The organism is Streptomyces antioxidans (assembly GCF_000968685.2).
Lineage (GTDB): Bacteria > Actinomycetota > Actinomycetes > Streptomycetales > Streptomycetaceae > Streptomyces > Streptomyces antioxidans.
In genome coordinates, this window is the sequence record NZ_LAKD02000032.1 from 199,133 (window position 1) to 221,287 (window position 22,155).

Annotated in this window: 23 protein-coding genes; 8 read left to right on the forward strand and 15 right to left on the reverse strand. The window is 72.1% G+C overall.

Features of this window, described 5'->3' with window-relative positions; all coding sequences use genetic code 11:
- Positions 1 to 19 precede the first annotated feature (19 nt).
- Both VT50_RS14060 and VT50_RS14065 read left to right on the forward strand, forming a co-directional pair.
- Positions 20 to 982, forward strand: coding sequence for a carbohydrate ABC transporter permease (locus VT50_RS14060; protein WP_046088380.1), 963 nt, complete (start codon positions 20 to 22; stop codon positions 980 to 982).
- Between the two features lie 58 nt (positions 983 to 1,040).
- A complete protein-coding gene (locus VT50_RS14065) occupies positions 1,041 to 1,928 on the forward strand; it encodes a carbohydrate ABC transporter permease (RefSeq protein WP_063893246.1) in 888 nt (295 codons plus the stop codon).
- Here the strand turns inward: VT50_RS14065 and VT50_RS14070 are convergent.
- The 3 genes from VT50_RS14070 to VT50_RS14080 all read right to left on the reverse strand — a co-directional run bounded on the left by VT50_RS14070 (position 1,922) and on the right by VT50_RS14080 (position 6,656).
- On the reverse strand, positions 1,922 to 3,019 hold the full coding sequence (locus tag VT50_RS14070) for a LacI family DNA-binding transcriptional regulator (RefSeq protein ID WP_078840852.1): 1,098 nt from the start codon (positions 3,017 to 3,019) through the stop codon (positions 1,922 to 1,924). The genes VT50_RS14065 and VT50_RS14070 overlap by 7 nt on opposite strands.
- 91 nt (positions 3,020 to 3,110) lie before the next feature.
- Entirely contained in the window at positions 3,111 to 5,729 is a 2,619-nt protein-coding gene (locus VT50_RS14075) for an ATP-binding SpoIIE family protein phosphatase (protein ID WP_053048692.1), read from the reverse strand.
- Between the two features lie 231 nt (positions 5,730 to 5,960).
- Positions 5,961 to 6,656, reverse strand: coding sequence for a type 1 glutamine amidotransferase domain-containing protein (locus VT50_RS14080; protein ID WP_046088382.1), 696 nt, complete (start codon positions 6,654 to 6,656; stop codon positions 5,961 to 5,963).
- 205 nt (positions 6,657 to 6,861) lie between these two features.
- Here VT50_RS14080 and VT50_RS14085 point away from each other — a divergent pair, with 205 nt between their 5' ends.
- Positions 6,862 to 7,818 (forward strand): LysR family transcriptional regulator, encoded by a 957-nt coding sequence (locus VT50_RS14085; RefSeq protein ID WP_046088414.1) that lies wholly within the window; start codon positions 6,862 to 6,864, stop codon positions 7,816 to 7,818.
- Between the two features lie 28 nt (positions 7,819 to 7,846).
- Here VT50_RS14085 and VT50_RS14090 read toward each other — a convergent pair whose 3' ends face one another.
- The 7 genes from VT50_RS14090 to VT50_RS14120 form a co-directional block, all read right to left on the reverse strand.
- Positions 7,847 to 8,572, reverse strand: a complete 726-nt coding sequence (locus VT50_RS14090) for a response regulator (protein WP_420822193.1) — start codon at positions 8,570 to 8,572, stop codon at positions 7,847 to 7,849.
- Entirely contained in the window at positions 8,565 to 9,848 is a 1,284-nt protein-coding gene (locus VT50_RS14095) for a sensor histidine kinase (protein ID WP_046088384.1), read from the reverse strand. The genes VT50_RS14090 and VT50_RS14095 overlap by 8 nt, the downstream gene beginning before the upstream one ends.
- 87 nt (positions 9,849 to 9,935) lie before the next feature.
- Positions 9,936 to 10,790, reverse strand: a complete 855-nt coding sequence (locus VT50_RS14100; RefSeq protein WP_240529167.1) for an FHA domain-containing protein — start codon at positions 10,788 to 10,790, stop codon at positions 9,936 to 9,938.
- Positions 10,787 to 12,745: a serine/threonine-protein kinase gene (locus VT50_RS14105; protein ID WP_046088415.1), complete on the reverse strand. Its 1,959-nt coding sequence runs from the start codon at positions 12,743 to 12,745 to the stop codon at positions 10,787 to 10,789. The genes VT50_RS14100 and VT50_RS14105 overlap by 4 nt, the downstream gene beginning before the upstream one ends.
- 183 nt (positions 12,746 to 12,928) lie before the next feature.
- Complete coding sequence (locus VT50_RS14110) at positions 12,929 to 13,555, reverse strand: alpha-ketoglutarate-dependent dioxygenase AlkB (protein ID WP_046088386.1); 627 nt, start codon at positions 13,553 to 13,555, stop codon at positions 12,929 to 12,931.
- Between the two features lie 52 nt (positions 13,556 to 13,607).
- The gene (locus VT50_RS14115; RefSeq protein ID WP_046088387.1) at positions 13,608 to 14,543 is read right to left on the reverse strand and encodes a fumarylacetoacetate hydrolase family protein; all 936 of its coding nucleotides are present in this window, start codon (positions 14,541 to 14,543) and stop codon (positions 13,608 to 13,610) included.
- A complete protein-coding gene (locus VT50_RS14120) occupies positions 14,515 to 14,835 on the reverse strand; it encodes a hypothetical protein (protein WP_046088388.1) in 321 nt (106 codons plus the stop codon). The genes VT50_RS14115 and VT50_RS14120 overlap by 29 nt, the downstream gene beginning before the upstream one ends.
- A 13-nt stretch (positions 14,836 to 14,848) precedes the next feature.
- Between VT50_RS14120 and VT50_RS14125 the strand changes: the two genes are divergently transcribed.
- Positions 14,849 to 15,229, forward strand: a complete 381-nt coding sequence (locus VT50_RS14125) for a FadR/GntR family transcriptional regulator (protein WP_075200452.1) — start codon at positions 14,849 to 14,851, stop codon at positions 15,227 to 15,229.
- 71 nt (positions 15,230 to 15,300) lie between these two features.
- On the opposite strand, the gene VT50_RS14130 is transcribed toward VT50_RS14125, so the two are convergent.
- The 3 genes from VT50_RS14130 to VT50_RS14140 form a co-directional block, all read right to left on the reverse strand.
- Complete coding sequence (locus VT50_RS14130) at positions 15,301 to 16,476, reverse strand: polyprenyl synthetase family protein (RefSeq protein WP_078840853.1); 1,176 nt, start codon at positions 16,474 to 16,476, stop codon at positions 15,301 to 15,303.
- Positions 16,473 to 17,519, reverse strand: a complete 1,047-nt coding sequence (locus tag VT50_RS14135) for a tetratricopeptide repeat protein (RefSeq protein ID WP_046088389.1) — start codon at positions 17,517 to 17,519, stop codon at positions 16,473 to 16,475. The genes VT50_RS14130 and VT50_RS14135 overlap by 4 nt, the downstream gene beginning before the upstream one ends.
- Before the next feature lie 209 nt (positions 17,520 to 17,728).
- Positions 17,729 to 18,193 (reverse strand): DUF4186 domain-containing protein, encoded by a 465-nt coding sequence (locus VT50_RS14140; protein WP_206269406.1) that lies wholly within the window; start codon positions 18,191 to 18,193, stop codon positions 17,729 to 17,731.
- Positions 18,194 to 18,310: 117 nt separating this feature from the next.
- Here VT50_RS14140 and VT50_RS14145 point away from each other — a divergent pair, with 117 nt between their 5' ends.
- Positions 18,311 to 19,057, forward strand: coding sequence for a class I SAM-dependent methyltransferase (locus VT50_RS14145; protein WP_046088390.1), 747 nt, complete (start codon positions 18,311 to 18,313; stop codon positions 19,055 to 19,057).
- Between the two features lie 18 nt (positions 19,058 to 19,075).
- On the opposite strand, the gene VT50_RS14150 is transcribed toward VT50_RS14145, so the two are convergent.
- Both VT50_RS14150 and VT50_RS14155 read right to left on the reverse strand, forming a co-directional pair.
- Complete coding sequence (locus VT50_RS14150; protein ID WP_143645217.1) at positions 19,076 to 19,726, reverse strand: hypothetical protein; 651 nt, start codon at positions 19,724 to 19,726, stop codon at positions 19,076 to 19,078.
- Positions 19,726 to 20,286: a GNAT family N-acetyltransferase gene (locus VT50_RS14155; protein WP_046088392.1), complete on the reverse strand. Its 561-nt coding sequence runs from the start codon at positions 20,284 to 20,286 to the stop codon at positions 19,726 to 19,728. The genes VT50_RS14150 and VT50_RS14155 overlap by 1 nt, the downstream gene beginning before the upstream one ends.
- A 117-nt stretch (positions 20,287 to 20,403) precedes the next feature.
- On the opposite strand from VT50_RS14155, the gene VT50_RS14160 reads away from it, so the two are divergent.
- The 3 genes from VT50_RS14160 (at position 20,404) to VT50_RS14170 (ending at position 22,095) form a co-directional block, all read left to right on the forward strand.
- Entirely contained in the window at positions 20,404 to 20,982 is a 579-nt protein-coding gene (locus VT50_RS14160; protein ID WP_046088393.1) for a TetR/AcrR family transcriptional regulator, read from the forward strand.
- 68 nt (positions 20,983 to 21,050) lie between these two features.
- On the forward strand, positions 21,051 to 21,437 hold the full coding sequence (locus tag VT50_RS14165; protein WP_046088394.1) for a tautomerase family protein: 387 nt from the start codon (positions 21,051 to 21,053) through the stop codon (positions 21,435 to 21,437).
- Positions 21,438 to 21,627: 190 nt separating this feature from the next.
- Positions 21,628 to 22,095, forward strand: a complete 468-nt coding sequence (locus VT50_RS14170; RefSeq protein WP_046088395.1) for a DUF2269 family protein — start codon at positions 21,628 to 21,630, stop codon at positions 22,093 to 22,095.
- Positions 22,096 to 22,155: the final 60 nt, after the last annotated feature.

A 22,155-nucleotide genomic window follows, 5' to 3' on the forward strand; every position in this document is an offset into this window, starting at 1 on the left:
AACGGAAAGGAGCGATGTCATGGCTTCCGTCTCCACGCCCGCGCGGCGGGCCGCGGCCGGACCCCGGCGCACCGGATTCCGGCGCACCGGATTCCGCCGGGCCGCCGCCACGGACCGATCCCGGTCGGGCGGCGCCGGGTGGCTCTTCGCCACCCCCTTCCTGGTGTTCTTCACCCTCTTCCTCATCGTGCCGATCGGCATCGGCCTGTGGATGAGCTTCACCGACGCCAGCCTGACCGGACACGGTGACAGCAACCTCGTCGGCCTGGACAACTACACCGAGGCGTTCGGCGACGGGCAGGTGTGGCAGACCCTCGGCAACACGGTCTGGTTCACCGTCCTGACCACCGTCCCCCTCGTCCTCATCGCCCTGGTGATGGCCCTGCTGGTGTACACGGGGATGCCGGGGCAGTGGCTGTGGCGGCTGGCCTTCTTCGCCTCGCACCTGCTGCCGGTCGCGGTGGTCTACCAGATCTGGAGCATGCTGTTCCAGCCGGACCGGGGGATGCTCAACGGCCTGCTGAAGATCTTCGGCATCGACGGCATCGCCTGGCTGACGGACGAGAAGTACGCGATGTGGTCCATCGCGCTGGTGACCCTGTGGTGGACCGTGGGGTTCAACTTCCTGCTCTATCTGGCCGCGCTGCAGGCGATCCCGGACCACCTCTACGAGGCGGCCGCGCTGGACGGCGCCGGGGCGTGGCGCCGGCTGTGGTCGGTCACCCTGCCGCAGCTGCGCCGGATCACCGGGCTGATCGCGGTGTTGCAGGTGATGGCGTCGCTGAAGGTGTTCGACCAGATCTATCTGCTGACCAAGGGCGGCCCGAACGGCGCCACCCGGCCGATCCTGGAGTACATCTACGACACCGGCTTCACCAACTACCGGCTCGGCTATGCCTCGGCGGTGTCGTACGTGTTCTTCGGGCTCATCATCATCCTCTCGATCGCCCAGCTGAAGATCTTCTCGCGCAGGGAGGACTGAGCGCGCCATGACCACCGGGACACTTTCTCCCCGTACCCCAGACAAACCCCGCTCGACCATGCCGCGGGAGGTGGTCAGACGGCGCCGCTACGGCGGCCGGGTCTGGCACCCCTCGCTGGGCCCCGGCCCCCTCCCCCGGGTGCTGACGCTGCTGGCGCTCGCGCTGATGACGGTGGTCTGGCTGGTGCCGTTCGGCTGGGGAGTGGACACCTCGTTCAAGACGGAGGTCGACGCGAGCGCGTCGGGCGTCGACTGGATTCCCAAGGCGGGCTTCACCCTCGACGCCTACCGGACCATCTTCGGCCAGGGCAATCTGCCGGTGTGGGCGGTGAACAGCGTGGTGATCGCCGTGTGCGTCACGGCCATCACCGTGGCCATCTCGGCGATGGCGGCGTACGCCTTCTCGCGCACGCTCTTCCGTGGCCGCCGGGTGCTCTTCGCCGTCACCGTGGCCTCGATCATGGTGCCGCCGCAGATCCTGATCGTGCCGCTGTTCCGGCAGATGCTCGCGATGAACCTCGTCGACACCTATGCGGCGGTGATCCTGCCGCAGGTGGTGGCGCCCGCGATGGTGTTCATCCTGAAGAAGTTCTTCGACGGCATTCCACGGGAGCTGGAGGAGGCGGCCAGGATCGACGGGGCGGGCAGCTTCCGGGTGTTCTGGAGCGTGGTGCTGCCGCTGTCCCGGCCGATCCTCGCGGCCGTGGCCATCTTCGTCTTCATCAACACCTGGAACAACTTCCTCTGGCCGTTCATCAGCACCAGCGATCCACAGCTGATGACGCTGCCGGTGGGGCTGTCGACCGTGAAGGACTCCACCGGGCTGCGGAACGCCCAGGAGTCGGCCGCCTCGATCCTCGGCTCCATCCCACTGCTCATCGTCTTCATGCTGTTCCAGCGCCAGATCGTGAAGTCGGTGGCCACCACCGGTCTGGGAGGTCAGTGAGCGGTCGTGGCGGTTCCGCCCTCGGTGGACTCGCGGGTGTGCAGGGTGTGGCCGACGACGACCTCCTGGGCCGGGCGGTCGGGTGTCCCGATCCGCTCCAGCAGCAGATCGACGGCGTGCCGGGCGATGGCGCCCTTGTCCGGTGCCACGCTGCTCAGGCTCGGTGTGCTGTAGCGGGCCGCCTGGATGTCGTCGAAGCCCATCACGGCCATGTCGTCCGGCACCCGCACTCCGCGCTCGTACAGGGTCCGCAGCGCGCCGAGGGCGAGGGCGTCGTTGAAGCAGAACACCGCGTCCGGCGGCGCCGCCCCGTCCAGCAGAGCCGCCATCGCCCGCGCGCCCTCGGCCAGGTGGTAGCGGGGGGTCTCCCGCTCCAGCCGGGGGTCAAGCGGCAGCCCGGCCTCCTCCAGGGCCCGGCGGTAGCCGGTGGCGCGCAGCAGCGGTGTGCCGATGTACGGCTCGGGCTGGAGGCCGATGGCGGCGATCCGGCGGCGCCCGCCGGCCACCAGATGGGCCACGGCCTCCTTGGCGGCGGCCACGTTGTCGATCACCACATGGTCGGCGAGGCCGCCGCTGGGGCGTTCGCCGATGAGGACGAGCGGAACGGTGCCGAGGTGGTTCGCCAGTGCGCTGCCGTGCAGGGCGAGCGGGCTCACCACCATGCCGTCCACGACCTGGTCGCCGAGGCCGTGGATCACCGCAGCCTCCCGCTCGCGGTCGCCGAGGGTCTGCTCGATCAGCAGGGTGCGGCCGTGTTCCTCGGCCGTGGTGAGGAAGTGGCGCCCCAGCTCGGCGAAGTACGGGACATCCAGTTCGGGCAGGACGAGACCGATCATGCCGGTGCTGCCGCGGCGGAGGTTGCGCGCCACCCGGTTGGGCCGGTAGCCGAGCTCCCGGATGGCCCGCTGGACCCGCTCCCGGGTCGCCGGGGACACATGCACAAAGCCGTTGATCACGTTCGACACGGTCTTCGGGGAGACCCCGGCGAGCGTCGCCACGTCCTTGACGGTGGCGCTCCGGCCGGCACCGTCCGAGCGCTTCCGCCCCGGTGCCGCTTGGTCCCTGGTGGTCTGCTGTTTCACGGCGGTCACCGACCGATCCTAGAGCGTGCCGGTGGCGGACCGCACCGCCGGGCCCAGCGCGGGCGCCGCCCCCTCGGGCCGTGACCTGGGGCAGCTCACCTCAGGCGGCGGCCCGGGGCAGCGCCTGCTCCGTCCAGATGCACTTGCCCGTCGTCGTGAACCGCGTCCCCCACCGATCGGACAGCGCCGCGACCAGCTGCAGCCCCCGGCCGCCCTCGTCGGTCTCGGCGGCCCGGCGGATCCGCGGGGTGGTGAGGCTGCGGTCGGAGACCTCGCAGATCAGCGTCCGGCCGTACAGCAGGCGCAGCCGCGAGGGGCCCTTGGCATGCCGGACGACATTGCCGACCAACTCGCTGACCAGGAGCTCCGTGGTCATCGTCAGCTCGTCGAGATGCCATGTGGACAGTTGCTCGGCGACATGGCCGCGGGCTTCGGCCGCGGCGATGGGGCCGTCCGGGAGCGCCCAGGACGCCACCCGGTCCGCGGACATCGACCGGGTCCGGGCGATCAGCAGCGCGGCGTCGTCGTGGGTCTCGGCCTGCTCCGGCACCAGCGCGCTGATGACGGCGTCGCACAGCCGCCCCGGGTCGTGCAGCGTGGTGGGTGCGGACCCGGCCCCGGGCGGACCGGCAGGGGATGCGGCGGCCCTGGTGAGGGCCTGGGCGAGGCGGTCCATGCCCTCGTCGATGTCGACCGCGGACGACTCGACCAGGCCATCGGTGTAGAGCACCAGATGGCTGCCCTCGTCCACTTGGACCTCATGGGTCTCGAAGGGCGGACTGGCGGCGCCGAGCGGCGGATCGGCGTCGACGTGCGGGAAGTGGACCGTGCCGTCGGGGTGGACGATGACCAGCGGTGGGTGCCCGGCGCTCGCGAACGCATAGCGGTTGGTGACCGGGTCGTAGACCGTGTACAGACAGGTGGCGTAGAAGTCATCGCCGAGGTCGCCGACCAGGTCGTTGAGATGGGTGAGCAGCTCATCGGGCGGGAGCTCGAGATCGGCGAGGGTGTGCACGGCGGTGCGCAGCCTCCCCATCGTCGCGGCCTCGGCCAGCCCGTGGCCCATCACATCGCCGATGACGAGGGCGACCCGCTCCCCGGACAGCGGGATGAGGTCGTACCAGTCGCCGCCGACCTGCACGCCCTCGCTGGCGGGCAGATAGCGCGCCTCGGCGGCGACGGCCGGTACGACGGGCAGCGTACGGGGCAGCAGTCCGCGCTGGAGCTCCTGGGCGCGGTTGTGCTCGGCGTCGTACAGCCGCGCCCGCTCCAGCGCCTGGGCGACCAGTCCGCTCAGTGCGATGAGCAGGGACCGGTCCTCCCCGGAGAAGTGGCGCGGCCGCGAGAAGCTCACCACGCAATAGCCGATCTGCTGGTCGGAGGCGATCAGCGGGAGGAACGCCCACGCCTGCATCCCGCTGCGGTGGAGGTAGTAGGCGGCGTCCGGATGCTCCTTGGCGTACTGCTGCGGCGTGGACAGGAAGGTCGGGGTGCGGGAGCTGAGCACCTGGACGATGGCGGACATCTCCGAGATCATCAGCTTCTGGATGAACTCGAGGAACCCCTCCGGGTATCCGGCCGAACCGACGATCCGCATCCGCCCGTTCTCGATCAGCTGGCAGATCAGGCCGGTCGCGCCGAACGGCGGAAGCATCCGGTCGGCGACCGCCTTCACCACGTCCTGGACGGTCAGCGCCTCGGCGAGCGCCGAGGTCAGCTCGCCCATGCGCATGACCCGCTCGGCCGCGGCGCGCTGGGCCGCGGACTGCTCGGCCTGCTCCCTCCGGCGTTCGGTGATGTCCGCGATGTGGATGACCAGTCCGTCGGGGAGCGGGTCGAGGCGCGCGTGGTACCAGCCCGGTCTGCCGGGCCACCGGGTGTCGAGCCCGGCCGGTGCGCGAGTGGTCACGGCCCGCCCGTGGCAGGCGGCCATCCCGGTGTCCCGGACCACCGGGTGGTCCCACAGCACGGTCCCCAGCGCCTCCTGGGCGGAAACCCCCAGCAGCTTCAGGGCCGCGGGGTTGGCGAAGGTCAGCCGTGCCTGGTCGTCGAGGGCGAGCAGGCCGTCGTTCATCCGCCATACGGCACTGCCGACGGCGTCGCCGCCGAGGGGCCGCTTCCCGTGCTCGACGTCCGTGGCGGCGGGGCGTGCGGGCCGCAGATACTCGGCGACCCAGTCGGCGACCATCCGCAGGAACGCACGTTGTGCGTCGTCGAGCTCATCCGGCGCCTCCACCAGGGCGGACAGCGCGCCCACCGGCTCCCCGTCGGCCGTGATCACGGGCACCGACGCCACCCCGCTCCCGGGCGGGAGCGAACCGGCGCCGGGAGGCACGTCCACGTGGGAGGAGCGGCCGGACGGCGGGAGGGGCGCCCGGTGCGGCACATCGGGCGGGGGCGGCGTCCACACGTGGGTGCCGTAGCGCACACAGGACACCGGGGCCGCGCTGTCCTCGTCCGTAAGGGTCTCCCACCCCGCGACCAGGTTGTCCGGCAGCCCCGTGCTGGCCACCAGGCGCATCACCCCCTGGCGCGGATCACACACATGGATCATGCCGCCCAGGGCGCCGAGTTCGGCCACCGCCTGGCCGAGGGCGAGCCTCATCGGCCCGGTGCCACTCAGCTGGCCACCCGCGGAACCCATCAGCCGAAGCCGTGTCCGCGCCGACCGAGTGATCCGGGTGTCCGCGCTGTCTGGGTGCTGTTCATCCACACCCATGGCGTCACCTGTCATCGTCCTCAGGAGCCCCGTGCCGTGGGGATCGCAGGCCAGCCGCGTCCCATATAGCCCGAATATAACGCCCCTCGGGAAACGAGTCCCGTCGGCCGGGCCATCGCCCGCCTGCAGGGGGAGCGGATCCCCGACGGGGAGGCCGTGGTCGCCCCCCCGGCTCGTCATCCGGGGCACCACGGCCGCGCCCGCCTGAGGCGCGCGGGGCGGGCCGGGAGGTCAGCCGAGCTGGTTGAGCAGCTCTTCGGCGAGCGGGCCGGAGGATGCCGGGTTCTGGCCGGTGATGACGTTGCGGTCGACTTCCACATGCGGTGCGAAGGGGTCACCGGCCCGCACGGTCAGACCCGCCTCGGTCAGCCGGTCCTGCAGGAGCCACTTGGCCTTGTCTGCGTTGCCGGCCAGCTTCTCCTCCTCATTGGTGAAGGCGGTGATCCGGTAGCCCGCGTACGCGTGGGTGCCGTCCTCCGTGACCGCCGCCAACAGCGCCGCCGGGCCGTGGCAGACCACGCTCACCGGCTTGCCGCTCCGCACCGCGAGGGCGAGGATCCTGCCCGAGTCCGCGTTGACCGCGAGGTCCTCCATGGGGCCGTGGCCACCGGGCACATGGACGGCGTCGTAGTCGTCCAGCGTGACGTCGCTGAGCGCGACGGGGGCGTGGAACTCCGCGGCGGTCTCGGTGACGCCCCTGACCCTGGCGGCGTTCTCCGGGCCACCGTTGACGTCGGGGCTGAGGCTGGCGGAGTCCACGGGCGGGACGGCGCCGCCGGGGGTGGCCACGGTGATCTCGTGGCCCGCGGCCTTGAGCGCCACATAGGGGGCGACGGCCTCCTCGGCCCAGTAGCCGGTGGGGTGCTTCGTACCGTCGGCCAGTGTCCACTGGTCGGCACCGGTCATCACAAACAGGATCTTCGCCATGCTCACTCCTCGGTACGACCACCTGCGGTGAAGGTGATCGCTGGATTCTCGCGGGGCGTCGTCGCCGCCCCGATGTGGCGCCGCCGTTCCGGCGGCGTGCTCGAAGGTAGATCCACTGGGCATCGGAATGCCAATAGATCGGTCGATCGAAGGCATCGGGTTTCCGATGGAAGGAAGCGCCGGGCGCCGCTCTATGCTGGGCCGCATGGCGGACGGGACACAGCAGGACGGCGACATCGTCATCGGCGGCGGCGCGCCTCCGCAACCCGCCGATCTGAATCTGCTGCGGACCTTCCTGGCCGTCTACCGCTCCGGGTCGTTCACCGCCGCGGCACCACTGCTCGGGCTCTCCCAGCCGACCGTCACCGCCCAGATCCGCGCCCTGGAGCAGCAGACCGGACGCGCGTTGTTCACCCGGCTCCCGCGCGGTGTGGAGCCCACCCACCTCGCCCATGACCTGGCCGGGCACATCGCCGGGCCGCTCGACGCCCTCGCCTCCCTCGGCGGCCGGGACACCGTGCTCACCGGCCGCACCACCCCCGTCCACCTGGCCGGGCCGGCCGAGTTCCTGTGCGCCCGCGCCCTGCCCGCACTCGCCCCGCTGATCGCCGAGGGGGTGCGGCTGCGGATCACCATGGGGCTGACCGATCCGCTGCTGGAAGCGCTGCGTGCGGGACACCATGACCTCGTGATCGCCACCAGGCGCCCCGGCGGCCGCACGCTGACCTCACTCCCGCTGGCCGACGAGGACTACGTCCTGGTCGCCTCGCCCGACTGGGCCCGGCGCGTCGGGGAGTGCCTGGCGGCCGACGGGCCGTGTGCCGCCATCCGTGACGTACCGCTGATCACCTATGCGGAGGACCTTCCCATCGCCCGCCGGTACTGGCGCAATGTCTTCGGCAAGCGGCTCACCGCCCAGGCCGCGGTGACCGTGCCGGATCTGCGCGGAGCGGTGTCGGCCGTCGCCGCGGGCGCCGGTTACAGCGTGCTCCCCCGCTATCTGTGCCAGGACGAACTCACCTCCGGTGGGCTCGTCCTGCTCCATGAGCCCGAGGAGCCGCCGCTCAACACGCTCTTCCTGGTACAGCGGCCGGGTGCCGACGCCAACCCGGATGTCCCCCGGGTCCGGGAGCGGCTTCAGCGCGCCGCCCGCACCTGGTGACGCGCACCCGCCGGAGACACCCGCAGGTTCAGCCTCCGCCACTGGGCGAGGGCTCGTCCACCATGCCGTGCTCCCAGGCCCAGGCCGCGATCTCGACGCGGTTGCGGGCGGCCAGCTTGCGCTGGACGTTGCCGAGGTGGGTCTTGACGGTGGAGAGGGTGACATGGAGCTCCGCGGCCACCTCCTCGTTGGTACGGCCACGGGCGACCCGCCGGACCACCTCGGCCTCGCGCCGGGTCAGCTGCTCGATCAGGTCCTCGGGCCCGCCGCTCCCCCGGCGGGCCGGACGGGTCTCGGACGGGGCACTTCGGCCGCGGTGGGGTGCCATGCGCGCGAGCAGACGGACGGTCACCGACGGGGAGATCAGCGAGGTGCCGGACGCCGCGGCCCGTACCGCCTCGGTGAGCAGCCCGGGCGCGCCGTCCTTGAGCAGAAAGCCACACGCGCCGTTGCGCAGCGCCCGGTAGACGTATGCGTCGAGGTCGAAGGTGGTGGCGATGAGGACGTTGAGGGGATCAGGCACATCGGGCCCGGCGAGGAGCCGGGTGGCCTCCAGACCGTCCAGCTCCGGCATGCGGATGTCGAGGAGGCAGACGTCCGGCCGCAGCCGCCGGGCCTGCTCGACCGCCTCGACGCCGTTCGCCGACTGGGCGACAACGCGCATGTCCGGCTGGGAGTCGAGAATCATGTGGAAGGCGGCCCGGACCATCTCCTGGTCGTCGGCGATGAGTACCTGGATCGTCATATCACGCATGATCGCAGGCGATCGTCTCCTCAGTGGCGGTCCCGTCCAGCGGCAGGGCCGCCAGCACATGCCAGCCGCCGCCGTCCCGTGGCCCCGATGTGATGTGCCCGTTGACCTCCGCCACGCGCTCGGCGAGCCCCACCAGCCCGTAGCCGCTCCCCTCGGCCGGCCGCTCGGCGGCGGGTGCGGCGCCGCCCTGTCCGTCGTCGACGACCGACACCTCAAGCCGCTCCGGATCGCCGGGTCGGACGCCTATCCGCACCTCCACCCGGCCCGCCCCGGTGGCGTGTTTACGGGCGTTGGTCAGGGACTCCTGCACCACGCGGTGGACCGTGGTGGCGATGCCGGGCGGGAGGGGCCGGTCGGCGAGTTCCGGGGCGAGGATCAGCTCGGCGAGCGGCCCCACCTCGGAGAACTCCTCGGCGAGGACACGCAGATCACGCAGACCACGCTGTCCATGCGGTCCGTGCCGGCCGTACGGTCCGTGCGGACCCGCCGGATCGCCCTTGGGCCGGGTCGTGGCGGAGGCGGTGGCGTGGTCCCGCAGGTTGGTGACCATGGCGCGCATCGAACCGAGCGCCTGGGATCCGGCCCGCTCGATGTGGGCGAGCATCCGGTCCAGGTCCTCCGGGGACTGGGGGTTTCCGGCCGCGGCGGTGAAGCGCGCGGCCTTGGTCTGGGTGACGATCGCCGTGACATGGTGCGCCACGAAGTCGTGCAACTCCCGTGCGTGCTCAAGACGTTGGGCCTGCCGGATGGCCTCCCGCTCCCGCTCCCGCAGTGTGTCGTACAGACGCAGACACACCCCCGCCACCACCATGAACGGCACGACGCAGACCGCGATGACGGCGATCAGGTTCTTGAGGTGGTCGTCCCACTGCTCGATCCGCAGCGGAAGGACCACGGCGGCGAGGGAGGACACCGCGACCGGCCCGGCCGCGCGCAGTGGCGGGCAGCGCCGTACGGCGCGGGTGCTGAGCAGCAGCAGCGCACCCAGCTCCACCATGCCCGGGGTGTTCGGGGGACGCGCGGACAGCTGCGCCTCCGTCACGGTCAGTACGCACGAGATCGCCGCCGCGCCGGTGGCGTAGCGCGCGAAGTGGCGTTCCGGCACGGCGAGCGCGGCCAGGCACAGCGCTCCGGACACCATCGTGGCCGCGGCCATCGCCGGATGCGGCGCGTTCAGCCCCTCCAGGAACACCAGGACGGCCAGAGCGACGCCGACCAGGCCCTGGCGTAGGTGCCGGAAGCGGAAACGGGACCGGGGCCGGAACTGGGAGATCATGGCAGGTCACGCTACGGTCCGGCCGCCGTCGCCACATCAGACTTTCGGCCGAGGGGACGCGCTGAGCGGTCAGCACGCGCCGTGCGGTCAGGCGGCGTCGATCAGGGCCAGGTCGGGGGGAACGAGCGTGGTCGACATCATCAGGGCGCGGATCAGATGGTCGTTGAGCGCGTTGCCGACCGGCTCCCCGACCTCCTCGCGGGTCAGCCACGGCACTCCGCCCCGGGACAGCATCGCGCGGACCCGGTTGACCAGGTGCTCCACCCGCTTCTCGCTCCAGCCCTCGGCGGGGCGCAACTCCGCGAGCTGGGAGGCGGTCTGCCTCCAGGTGAGGGGCTGCGGCCGGGGCTCGTGGAGCAGATACCGCTGTCCGAGGACGATGAGCGCCAGCTTCTCCTCCTCGGTGAGCACCCATACGCGGGGCGGGCGGGTGACATCCCCGGGCAGGGCCACCGGCCGCTCGGTCTCGGGGCCGCTGACGAAGACCTCCAGCAGATGCTCACGGTCGCGTGAGCCCCGGACGAACAGCGGGGTGTAGCCGGTCTCGAGGGGCAGTGGCTCCTCGCCCGTGAAGAGCAGCCGGGACGGGAACCGGAGGGGCAGCCGTCCGTTGTTGGCGACCCACCACCGGCCGTGGCGGTGGGTCAGTCTGCCCTGGCAGCGGCTGACCTGGGGGTCGTCCTCGCCGACACAGATGTGCACCTCGGGGCGGTTCCGCCCGAAGAGCAGCTCACGGCCTTCGCCGGGGCCGAGGGTCATGCCACCGGTCAGCGCGAGGGCGAAGGCGGTGCCCGGCGCCGGCGCGGTCACCCCACGGGCCAGACTGCCGTGCGCGGCGGGCAGCGATCGGCCGCCCACGGCGGGACGGGCGGTGGCGGGGCGACGGGCGGCGGGGGCCCGGCCGGTGGCAGGGCGATCGCTGCCGGGAGGTGTTGTGATCATGATGTGGGGAGTTTCTTCGCGGCCGTGGCGGCGAGCGCCTTGGCGGTTTTGCAGAGCTTTTCGGTGGACCGGGGCCCGTAGACGTTCAACGACACGAACTCGACGGTGTCGTCACCGAGGGAGTTGCGGTACGACCGGTGCAACATCTGGACCAGGCACGAGTCGTCGTCCCACTCGTTCGGGGACACCGAGCTCCGCTGGCCGGCGATGACCGCCCGCTGGCCGTCATCCGTGGAGAACTGGTTGTCCCGGTTGAACACCACCTTGACCCCCGCGTCGCCCGAGCCGTCCGTCCACTCGCACTGCCAGTCGCCGAAGCCCGGGTCGCGGTCCGCCACCCGGACACCCGCGACCCGCTTGAGCTCATCGCTGTCCAGCAGCCCGCAGGCGTGTCCCCGCAGCAGGGAGCCCGCCACCGGCTGCCCGGAGCGCCGGGGGACCTGACCGCGGTCCAGCACACTGAGCACGTAGTCGGTGGCGGCGTCGCCCAGTTGACAGGGGTCGGGCGCGGGGGTGTCAAGCCGCTCGGTGATGATCCAGATCTGCTTGTGGTCGGCGGACGCGATGTTCCGCAGGCACTCGTCACCGTCGCGCTGATACGCGCCGACGGTGACATTGCCGACCCGTCTGGTGGGCACATCGCCACCCGGCTCTGGCGGATCGGCGCTGAAGTTGAGCTGGACGTCGGCGATGTCATCGCCGCTCTCGCCCTGCAGCAGGACATCGCATCGATCGATCTCGCCGTAGTCCGGGTCGAGCACGGTCTCGCCGAAGCGGCTGAGCGAGACGGGGTTGAGCAACGTGCAGGGGTCGGCGGTCCGCGCGTCGCCGATGGTGCCGGCCGGGCCCGTACCCGCCGGTGAGCCGGCCGTGCCGGACGCGCCACGCCCGCCGTCCTTCCCGGACCCACGGCTCTCGTCGGAGCGCCCGTCGCCCCAGGGGCCGAAGAGGGCGCCCCAGGCCACCAGGGCGGCGGCGGTGCCCAGCGCGGCCGTGGTGATGACCACGCGGCGGCCCGGACGGCGCCACGCACCCCGGACGGACGGCGGCACCAGCCGCATCGTGAAGGGGGTGCGGTCCAGCGTGCCGCCGTCGTGCGGGGCCTCAAGGGCCTCGATGTCCTCGAGACCGTCCAGGTCCTCCACTCGCGGGGACGAGGGAGCGACCCGCCGCAGCAGCCGTACGGCCTGGTCGGCGGCGGGGCGCCGCCTCGGCTCCAGGGCCAGCAGCTTGGTGAGCGCGTCCACCAGCGGACCGGCGCGGTGCGGGGTCTCGATATAGCCCTCGATGGCCCGCGCCACATAGGCCATGGGGTGCGATGCCTCACCGTACGGGGACCGCCCCTCGATCGCCGCGTAGAGGGTCGCGCCCAGTGAGAACACATCGGACTTCCGGTCGGCCGCCTCTCCCCTGGCCACCTCGGGCGGCAGATACGGCGGCTTGCCGCGCACCCCGCCCGTCTGGGTCATGGTGGCCTCGCTCCACAGCGCCCGGGAGATGCCGAAGTCGGTCAGCTTGGCGACCCCGTCCTCGGTGATCAGGACGTTCTCCGGGGTGACATCACCGTGCACCACGCCCTCGGCGTGCGACTTCGCCAGCGCGGCGGCGATCTGGCAGCCGATGGCGGCCGCCTCCTCCGGAGGGAGCGCGACACGGTCGCGCACCATGTCCGCGAGGCTGCCCCCGGACACGTATTCCATGACGATCCAGCAGATCTCGCCCTCGTCCACGAAGTCGAACACCGAGACGATGTGCGGATGGTGCAGCCGTGCGGCGTTGCGCGCCTCGTTGGTCAGGCGCGCCACCGCGCGGTCGTCGTCCGGCCGCGCGCACTTCACCGCGACCTGGCGGTCCAGCAGTTCATCGTGGGCCCGCCAGACGACGCCCATCCCCCCTCTCCCGATGGGCTCCTGGAGGAGATATCGGTCGGCGACCTTGTCACCGGCCTCCGCCATCACCCGCACCCCCGCTACCCCGCTTCATCACCCGTCACGTACCAGTGTCGCCACGGAGAGTACTTGCCCGCGAGGTCAGTGGGTAGCGCTTCCGGCGGATAGCCCCCGGAACGGGGACGGCGACGTGTCCGGATCGGGGTAGGAGTCGGGGACTGTGCCGAGCCGGGAGCACGCCACCGTGCGTCACGCCACGCCGCTGGGGCGGAACTGGACGCTGATGCGCGGGCCGGTGGCGCGGGAGGACTTGGGGACGGCGTGTTCCCAAGTCCGCTGGCAGGAGCCGCCCATCACCAGCAGATCGCCGTGGCCGAGCGGCCGCCGCATGGCCTTGCCGCCACCACGCGGGCGCAGCAGCAGGTCCCGGGGCGCGCCCACGGACAGGATGGCGACCATGGTGTCCTCGGTCCTGCCGCGGCCGGTGCGGTCGCCGTGCCAGGCCACGCTGTCCCGGCCGTCGCGGTAGTAGCACAGCCCGGCCGTGGTGAAGGGCTCCCCCAGCGCGGTGGCGTAGTACGTGGAAAGCGCCTCCCGGGCCTCGGCCAGGACGGGGTGCGGCAGCGGGTCGTCGGCGCCGTAGAAGGCGAGCAGCCGTGGCACGTCCACCACCTGCTCGTACATATGCCGTCGCTCGGCCTGCCAGGGGACCTCGGCGACGAGCCGGGCGAACAGCTCGTCCGCTCCCCTCAGCCACCCGGGCAGCAGATCGATCCAGGCCCCGGACCCGAGTTCGGTCCGGTGCGTCCCGCGCAGCGAGCCGAGACCGATGTCATCGGTCTGGTCGAAGAGCGAGCCCTGGAGATACGTACCCATATGTACAGGGTACTCGCTGTAATCGAGCAAGCGTTCTATTGGCGACCGCGGGTCACTCCGGGAGCCGGCTGCGGTGGGCACGGCGGGTCAGCGGCTCGGCGATGGCCTCCACCAGCCAGTCCAGCTCGGACTGACGGGCCCGTACCGGGTTGCGCAGCACGCCGACCCCCTCGATGGAGATCTCCACCACGTCCCCGGCCCGCAGGGTGAAATCGAGCGCGGGCACGATGCCGGTGCCGGTGGACAGCACCGCGCCGTCGGGGAAGGGCTGGCAGCGCCACAGGTGGTCCACCAGCCCCTGCGGGGTGCGGTGGAACGCAGCGGTCGACGTGGCCGCCTGGTACGCCGCCTCGCCGTCGCGCCACACCGCCATGGTGATGTCCAGCGCGTCGGGCGCGTCGATCTCCCAGGCGGGCACGATCGCCGAGGACACGGCGGCGCTTCCGGCGTAGATCTTGGCCTGCGGGAGGTAGAGCGGGTTCTCGCCCTCGATGGACCGCGAGCTCACATCGTCGGCGACCAGATAGCCGACGGTCTCGCCGTGCCGGTTGAGCGCCAGCGCCAGTTCGGGCTCGGGGACGTTCAGCTCGGAGTCGTCCCGTACGGCGATCGGCTCGCCGTCGGTCACCACCCGCCACGGCGGCGACTTGAAGAACAGCTCCGGGCGCTCGGCGTCGTAGATCCGCTCGTACACCGACTGCTCGGTGCTCTCCTCCACCCGGGCCTCGCGCGAGCGTTCATATGTCACACCCGCCGCCCACAGCTCCATCAGCCCGTCAAGCGGCGGCAGCGGCAGAACGTCCTCCTCATGGGCGGCGGCCGGGCCGGAGGCGGTGTTCTCCACCAGGGCCCGCAGCTGCGTCACGGGCAGCCGCAGCAGCTCGGCGATGAGCGGCGCACCGGGGAAGGCCCGGATCCCGCCGGCGTCGTCGGCCACTCCGGTCCGGACCGTCCCGGCCTCATCGGCGAAGCGCACGATGCGTGTCATCTGTCGTCCTCTCCTCAATCGGATCCGAGGGTGTAATCGGTGTTCCTACCCAGCGGAGGGTGGTCGCCTCGCCCACACCGGCCGCCAGGATGGCGGCGATGGCGTAGAGACCCGTGGCGCCCGAGCCGGTCCCCGGCTCCGCGACGCCCAACAGATACGGGCCCAGGAAGCCGCCGAGGTTGCCGAAGCCGGAGATCAGCGCGATGGTCCCGGCCATATGGGCGCCGGACAGGATGGTCGGCGGCACGGTCCAGAAGACCGGCTGAGCGCCCAGGAACCCGAGCGCGGCCACGCACAGGGCGGCGATGGCGGGGCCCGGGGCAGCAGCACCCCGCCGAGCAGTCCGGCGACTCCAGGAGCGGATCGAGCGGATGCGCGGTCTGCAGGATCCGGAGGAGCTGGTCCACGAGGACATCGCCTTCCACGCCGACATCATGGCCGCCTCCGGCAACCGCACCCTCGCCTCGCTGGCCGACTCGGTCACCCAGCGCACCGCCCGGGCCCGTATCTGGCGCGCCCTGGTCACGTCCGATGTGCTGTCCTGGACCCACCAGCAGCACATGGACGTCTACACCGCGCTCCGCGCCCATGACAGCCTGGCCGCGTTCACGGCGGCCAGTCGGCACGTGGGCGATGTGGAGCTGTGGGTACGCGACCGGCTGGACGCGGTGCGCGACCGCCGCTGACCGCGCGGGAGGGGTGGCCCTCCCCGTGGACCGGACCGCCGCTGAGCACGCGGCGGTATGCCCTTCACGGGTCAGATGTCGCGCCGTACGAGGAAGTCCAGCAGGGTGCGCAGTTCCGCTCCGGCGCGGGGCGCGAGCGGCAGGCTCTCCAGGCATGTCTCCACGGCCGTGATGTGGCGGTCGGCCTCCTCCAGGGCCGCGGAGCGGCCACCGGCCTGCTCGATCAGGGCGGCGGCCCGGCGCGTGGTGGCGTCGCCCGGGGTGTCGGAGGAATCCGGAGTGTCCGAGGTCGTGTCCGGGGTGCCCGGGGTCGTGTCCGGGGGCTCCTCCAGCAGCGTGGCCAGCCGCTCGGCGGCCGGGGCGCCGGGGCCGCGGGCGCTCAGCGCCGCGAGCACGGGGAAGGTCTTCTTGCGCTGCCGCAGATCCCGGTGGACGGGTTTGCCGGTGACCGCGGGATCACCCCAGATCCCCAGCAGATCGTCCACCACCTGGAACGCCACGCCCATATGCCGTCCGGCCCGGTCGAGGGCGGCCACGGTGGGCTCCGGCGCCCCGGCGAGCGCGGCGCCCAGGGCGGCGGCGCAGCCGAGCAGCGCCCCGGTCTTGTGCTCGGCCATCGTGCGGTACTCCTCCGGCCCCACCGCCTCGGGTCCCGTCCAGGGGCGTGACTCGAAGAGCAGGTCGTCCGCCTGGCCGCGGACGAGGTCGCCCAGCGCCGCGCTCAACTGCCGTACCGCGGCCGCGGATCCGACGCCGTCCACGGCGGCCAGCGCCTCCACGGCCAGCGCGAAGAGGGCGTCACCCGCGAGCACGGCCGGTCCGGTCCCGTACGCCTTCCACACGGTGGGGCGGGTGCGGCGGGTCTGGTCGCCGTCCATGATGTCGTCGTGCAGCAGTGAGAAGGTGTGCACCAGCTCCACCGCCACCGCCCCGGCGACCGCCGCCTCACCGGACGCCCCGGACGCCTCCGCACACAGCACGGCCAGGGCCTGCCGGACCCCCTTGCCGCCCGATCCCCCGGCGGGCGTACCGCCCACATCGCACCAGCCGAAGGAGTACGCGGCCATCTCGGCCACCCACGGGTGCAGCCGCCCGACCGCTTCGGCCAGCGCGGGCCGCACCAACTCCCGGCAGCGGCCGAGGATTTCGTCCGCGCTGGCCGTGGTCTGATCCGCGGCGCCTGTGGTCCGATCCGCGGTGGCCGCGGTCTCGTCCGCTCCGAGGAGTTCGGGGAACGCCGTCGTCACAGCGCCACCTCCAGGACCTCGGTGAGGCCGAACTCCTCACGTGCCCGGTCCACCATCCGGCGGGCGTGCCGCAGGCCGATCCGCTCCAGCGCACCCGCCAGTTCGGACAGGTCATCGGCGGTTTCGGCACGGTCGCGGCCCAGCCGGGCCAGGGACTTGATGAGCCCGAGCCGGGCAAGACCCTCGCCGCGCGGCTCGCTCATCTCCCGGAACTCCTCCAGGGCCCGCTGGTACATCGCGCGGGCCGCCTCGTAACGGCCCGCGCGGTAGAGCACATTGCCGCGCATCTTGTGGTTGTACGCCAGCGCGCTCACCAGGTTCATCTCGCGGCAGGTCAGCTCAGCCTCGGAAAGCAGCTCCAGCGCGCGTTCGACGTCCCCGTCGCGTACGGAGACGATGTCGGCCATGCCCCGCAGCGCCCATGCGTGTCCGCGCCGGTCCTCGGCCTTCGCGGCTATCTCCGCGGCCTCCTCGAACATCGCGTAGGCCGAGTCGTACGACCCGGTGTTGCGGTGCATCTGGGCGATGCCCTCGAGCGCCCAGACGGTGTGGCGTGCCTCGCCGCGTTTCCTCGCCTCGGCGAGAAGCCGCTCGTGGAGCGCGCCCACGGCGTCGTAGTCGCCCTGGATGCGGCCGGTCTCCGCCATCCCGGCCAGTGAGTAGCCACGGACGACGATGTCCCCGCCGCGCTCGCCGAGGTCGGCCGCGAGGGCGAGCAGCCGCCACGCCAGCGCCAGCGCGCCCCGCTGGCGGGCGAGGGTGCCTCCGCTCCACAGCGCCCACGCCATCGCACCGAGGTCCCCCGCCGCACGGGCCGCCCGATAGCTGGCCTTCCACTCGCGGTCGGCCTCGCCCACCTGCCCCAGCCGGCGATGCGCCTCGGCGACCGCGAGCCCCGCGCGGGCCGCCTCGCCCGGGGAGCCGCCCCGCTCGGCGGCCCGCAACTGCTCGGTGCCCGCCGCCAACACCTCGACCAGGGACGAGTTCACGGACAGGGTGGTGAGGGAGCCCTGGTACTCAGGGGCGAATGCCTTGCCGTACATGAATGCCTTTCCGTCTGTTGTCTCCCGGAGCGCACGCCTCTATACGCCAAGTGCATACACGGGGTGTAGGCATCCCATGTATACATGCCGTGTATAGGTCCCCGGAAACCGGCCCCGTCAGTGGCACCGGTGCTGTGCGTCCGTTGTCGATCTAGACGCGGCCGGGCTCCGAGAGGTTTACCGCCCGGCGGTGCCGATGGCAAAAAACCTCATGGACCCGGCCTGGTCCGGGCCCCCGCCACCTCGCGCTCGATCCAACGGCAGATCACATCGACCACGTATGCCCGCTCCGCGCGGCTCAGCTCCCGCCCCTTGGGAATCCCGTGCCAGCGCCGCAGGCAAGTACGGCAGCAGGTGGCGGTCGCGTGCTGGGCGACGAAAACGGGGTGGCCGCGATAGGGCGTCTGCTTGCCGTCCTTGTAGGGCTCGGCGGGGGCCAGCCGCTTGGCGATCAGGTCATAGGCGTGCCAGCGCAATGCCGACGGGCCGCTCAGCTCGGCCGTGGCCCGCTCGCGACCGCGCAGATGGAACTTCGCGCGGAACGGATGGCGCGCGACGGCGGCCAGCCGCTGGTCGAGCGATTCGGGGCTCGGATCTGACGGGTCGGACGCCGGGTCGGACGCACGGGGCATCGGCTCGGACGGGTCGGGTGGCGGGTCGGATGAGTCGGGCATCGAAGGCTCCCGGAGACGGCAAAGTCCCCTTTCCGATCGTATGACGGCTGGACCACCGCGCCGTCGGCCGGTGCCATGTCTTGCGCGCCCGCCACGCCCGGGGGCACCGTGACGGCCATGGTGGACACGCACTTCTCCGATCACCGGCTGGCCGCGCTGTACGACCTGTTCTGCCCCTGGGACGAGCGCGGGGACTTCGGGTTCTATCTGCCCCTGGTGATGTCCGCCCGTTCCGTCCTGGACGTGGGCTGCGGCACGGGCGCGCTGTTGCGCGGGGCGCGGGAGGCCGGGCACGAGGGGCGGCTGTGCGGGCTGGATCCCGCGGCGGGGATGCTGGAGGTGGCGCGCGAGCGCCCGGATGTGGAGTGGGTGCTCGGCGACCTGGCCTCGGCGCCGGGGTGGCACCGCGAGTTCGAGCTGGTGGTGATGACCGGCCACGCCTTCCAGACGCTGCTCGGCGACGAGGAGTTGCGCGGTGCGCTGGCCGCGATCGCCACGGCGCTGGCCGACGGTGGCCGCTTCGTGTTCGAGACCCGCAATCCGCTGGTGCGGGAGTGGGAGGGCTGGGACGAGCGGTACTCGGGCGAGGTGGTGGACGTCACCGGGGCCGTGGTGCGCTGTGTGTGCGAGGTGGAGCCGCCCGGCCGGGGCGATCTCGTCACGGCCACCCACACCTACAGCAGCCCGGCCTGGGAGCGGCCCCTGCTGAGCCGCAGCACCCTGCGGTTCCTCGGCCCGGACGCGCTGGCGGGGTTCCTGGACGAGGCGGGGCTGGCCGTGGCGGAGCGGTTCGGGGACTGGGATCGCGGGCCGTTGACGGACACCAGCCCCGAGATCATCACCGTGGCCCGCCGCCACCGCTGATCCGGTGGGGTACGGCCGTCAGCCCCAGGTCCTGCCGGTGACCAGGTCGGGGCCGAAGTAGCGGGCGGCGATGGTGGTGATGGCCGGGGCCGGGCCGATCCGGCGGGCGAGTTTGTAGGTGTGGACCACACAGGTGCGCACGGGGTGCACCTCCCCGTGGGCCTTCGCCGTGTCCTCCGTGGCGAGCGGGCGGACCTGGGGGCGGGCGAGGGCGAAGCACACCAGCATGGTGCGGTGGTCCTCGCCGATCAGGAAGTCGGAGATGCCGCGGTGGCGGAAGTCCAGACGGGGAAAGACGACCGCGATGTCCTCCCTGCCGTAGGGAGCCGCCCGGAGGGCCGGGAGGACGTGGCGTATCGACTCATCGGTGGCGAGCAGCCTGGCGTCCTCGTGGGAATCGCCCCAGGGCGGCGGGTCGTCGTCCTCCTGCCACAGGAGGTGCCGCTCGGTGCGCAGCGATGTCCCCGGGGCGGGCCGTTCATAGCACGCCCGTCCGCTGACGCTGACCCAGTTGAGGCTCGCGTTGACACAGAGCCTGCCCGCCAGGAGCCACCACGGCGTACGGACCACACGCTCCCTGGCCAGCTCCACCACGAGGCGGCCGAAGGACTCCGGCGGAAGCGGGGACGGCTCGGGGGGCGCGACGAAGGCGTCGGTCCAGGTCGCCATCAGGAGGGCTTCCGACCCGCCCGCCACTCCGGTGCGAGCACCGACCAGATCTCCATGTCATGCCGCTCGCCCCGGTAGAGATAGCACTCCCGCAGCACACCGTCCTTGGTCATGCCCAGCCGCCGGGCCACGGCGACGCTGGCCTCGTTCGCGGGCTTCGCCCACCACTCCACGCGGTGGATGCCCCGCTCCTCCACGGCCCAGTCGATGATCACGCGCGTGGCGCGGGTCACCAGCCCCCTGCCCACCGCCGACGGCTCCAGCCAGCAACCCGCCTCCGCGGTGCGCTGCTTGACGTCCATCGTGCGGAAGAGGACTCCGCCGACCAGCGTGCCGTCCGTCCAGATGCCGTGGATCCGTCCGGTGTCGGCCGCCGCCTTGTCCGCGTACCCCTGGAGGAACGCCCGGGCCGACTCCAGGTCGGCCACGGCGTCCGCCAGTGCGATGTGCCGCCCGATGAACTCCCTTCCCCGGTCCATGTGGGCGAGGAACTCCTCGGCCTGCCACGGCTCCAGCGGGCGCAGCTCCGCGCCGTCCTCGCCCAGGGGTATCGCGTACATCGTCACCTTCCACGTCTTCCGCCGTACGAACCGGCGCGCCCAGTACCGGGGGATCCTCTCACCGGGGAGCCGTCCGCGCGTTTCCTTTTGTACCTACTAGTATGTAGGGTCGTCGTCATGGACACCCGGGAACGACTCATCGCAAGCACCCGTGAGCTGCTGTGGGAGCGCGGCTATGTGGGCACGAGCCCGAAGGCGATCCAGGAGCGCTCCGGCGCGGGCCAGGGCAGCATGTACCACCACTTCCGCGGCAAGCCCGACCTGGCGCTCGCCGCGATCGGCCGCAGCGCCGAGGAGCTGAGGGGCCGGGCGGAGGCCGAGTTCGGCGGCTCCGGCGGCGTGGTCGAGCGGATCACCGCGTATCTGCGGCGGGAGCGGGACGCGCTGAAGGGGTGTCCGGTCGGCCGACTCACCCAGGACCCCGATGTGATGGCGGATCCCGAGCTGCGCCGCCCTGTCCAGGAGACCTTCGCCTGGCTCACCGACCGGCTGGCCGGGCTGCTGGCGGAGGGCCGGGCGCGCGGCGAGCTCGACACCGGGCTGGACCCGGTGGCCACGGCCACCGCGCTGGTCGCGGTGTTGCAGGGCGGCTATGTGCTGGCCCGCGCCGCCGACTCGGCCGAGGTGTACGCCCGGGCGATGGACGGGGCGCTCGGCCTGCTCACCACCCATGTCCGCTGGCCCCGCGCCCGCTGAACCCATCTCCGCCGGGCCCGTGCCCTTCCCCGACCCCCGACCCCTCGTCCGAATGGGAGCCCCTGAACATGCCCTTCGTCCGCATTGACGCACTACGGGCCGACGCCGACCGGCTCGACGCGCTCGGCCGGGCCGTGCAGGACGCGCTGGTGGAAACCATCGGCTTCCCGCCCAACGACCGGTTCCAGGTCCTGACCAGCCATGACGGCAACAGCGGCATGCTGCGCTACGACGACTACCTCGGTGTGCCGCGCGACGACGGCATCGTGTACATCGCCCTCACGATGCGCTCGGGGCGCACACCGACGCAGAAACAGGCCCTGTACCGGCGGATCGCCGAACTCGCCGAGGAGTACGCGGGCACCGAGCCGCGCAACGTGTTCATCACCCTGACCGAGAACGAGTCGGCCGACTGGTCGTTCGGCCACGGGGTGGCGCAGTACGTCGAGGGATGAGACGCGATGGGACGCCGCCATCGGGCCGGGACCGGCGACCATGCGTTGGCTGGAATCCGTTGGCTTCTGTCGTTCCAGCCCCTGGGTGCTCCTCTTCCGGCTCCCTAGCGTGGGGCGGGCATCACCCGCCCCACGCCCGGAAGGAGACGCTGGTGCCCACCACGTTCGTAAGGGAGCCGGACGCCACCCGATGACCAAGATCCTGCTCACCCTGCACGTCCTCGCCGCCATTGTCGCGGTCGGCCCCGTCACCGTCGCGGCCAGCATGTTCCCGCCCGCGGCCCGCAACGCCCACGCGGCCGCCGCCGAGGGCCCGGCGGACCTGGGCACGGTGCGGCTGCTGCACCGCATCTGCCGCGTCTACGCCACGATGGGCCTGGCCGTGCCCGTCTTCGGCTTCGCCACCGCCGCCGTGATGGGTGTCCTCGACAGCGGCTGGCTCACCGCCTCCATCGCCCTGACGGCCGCGGCCGCCGGTGTCCTGGTCGCCTTCGTCCTGCCACGCCAGGGCGAACTCCTCGAAAGCCTCGGTGCGAGCAAGGCCCTGGAGCGGTCCGACACCGTCCAACTGGCCATGTTCACGGGCGTGTTCAACCTGCTCTGGGCGACGGTGACCATCCTCATGATCGTCCGGCCCGGCTCGACCACCGGAGCCTGACCCCGTCGGGCCTCCCGCGCCGTGGCCCGGAGTCGAGCACCGCTCGGGATCCGGCCGTGG

What these genes read in the sequence shown, in the direction of transcription:
- VT50_RS14090 (WP_420822193.1), bottom strand. Translation starts at nt 8,572, where the DNA reads ATGCGTGATATGACGATCCAGGTACTCATCGCCGACGACCAGGAGATG.
- VT50_RS14160 (WP_046088393.1), top strand. Translation starts at nt 20,404, where the DNA reads ATGGACACCCGGGAACGACTCATCGCAAGCACCCGTGAGCTGCTGTGG.
- VT50_RS14085 (WP_046088414.1), top strand. Translation starts at nt 6,862, where the DNA reads ATGGCGGACGGGACACAGCAGGACGGCGACATCGTCATCGGCGGCGGC.
- VT50_RS14155 (WP_046088392.1), bottom strand. Translation starts at nt 20,286, where the DNA reads ATGTACGCGATACCCCTGGGCGAGGACGGCGCGGAGCTGCGCCCGCTG.
- VT50_RS14100 (WP_240529167.1), bottom strand. Translation starts at nt 10,790, where the DNA reads ATGATCACAACACCTCCCGGCAGCGATCGCCCTGCCACCGGCCGGGCC.
- VT50_RS14110 (WP_046088386.1), bottom strand. Translation starts at nt 13,555, where the DNA reads ATGGGTACGTATCTCCAGGGCTCGCTCTTCGACCAGACCGATGACATC.
- VT50_RS14165 (WP_046088394.1), top strand. Translation starts at nt 21,051, where the DNA reads ATGCCCTTCGTCCGCATTGACGCACTACGGGCCGACGCCGACCGGCTC.
- VT50_RS14105 (WP_046088415.1), bottom strand. Translation starts at nt 12,745, where the DNA reads ATGGCGGAGGCCGGTGACAAGGTCGCCGACCGATATCTCCTCCAGGAG.
- VT50_RS14145 (WP_046088390.1), top strand. Translation starts at nt 18,311, where the DNA reads ATGGTGGACACGCACTTCTCCGATCACCGGCTGGCCGCGCTGTACGAC.
- VT50_RS14135 (WP_046088389.1), bottom strand. Translation starts at nt 17,519, where the DNA reads ATGTACGGCAAGGCATTCGCCCCTGAGTACCAGGGCTCCCTCACCACC.
- VT50_RS14065 (WP_063893246.1), top strand. Translation starts at nt 1,041, where the DNA reads ATGCCGCGGGAGGTGGTCAGACGGCGCCGCTACGGCGGCCGGGTCTGG.
- VT50_RS14170 (WP_046088395.1), top strand. Translation starts at nt 21,628, where the DNA reads ATGACCAAGATCCTGCTCACCCTGCACGTCCTCGCCGCCATTGTCGCG.
- VT50_RS14095 (WP_046088384.1), bottom strand. Translation starts at nt 9,848, where the DNA reads ATGATCTCCCAGTTCCGGCCCCGGTCCCGTTTCCGCTTCCGGCACCTA.
- VT50_RS14125 (WP_075200452.1), top strand. Translation starts at nt 14,849, where the DNA reads ATGGCGGGGCCCGGGGCAGCAGCACCCCGCCGAGCAGTCCGGCGACTC.
- VT50_RS14140 (WP_206269406.1), bottom strand. Translation starts at nt 18,193, where the DNA reads ATGCCCGACTCATCCGACCCGCCACCCGACCCGTCCGAGCCGATGCCC.
- VT50_RS14060 (WP_046088380.1), top strand. Translation starts at nt 20, where the DNA reads ATGGCTTCCGTCTCCACGCCCGCGCGGCGGGCCGCGGCCGGACCCCGG.
- VT50_RS14075 (WP_053048692.1), bottom strand. Translation starts at nt 5,729, where the DNA reads ATGGGTGTGGATGAACAGCACCCAGACAGCGCGGACACCCGGATCACT.
- VT50_RS14115 (WP_046088387.1), bottom strand. Translation starts at nt 14,543, where the DNA reads ATGACACGCATCGTGCGCTTCGCCGATGAGGCCGGGACGGTCCGGACC.
- VT50_RS14080 (WP_046088382.1), bottom strand. Translation starts at nt 6,656, where the DNA reads ATGGCGAAGATCCTGTTTGTGATGACCGGTGCCGACCAGTGGACACTG.
- VT50_RS14150 (WP_143645217.1), bottom strand. Translation starts at nt 19,726, where the DNA reads ATGGCGACCTGGACCGACGCCTTCGTCGCGCCCCCCGAGCCGTCCCCG.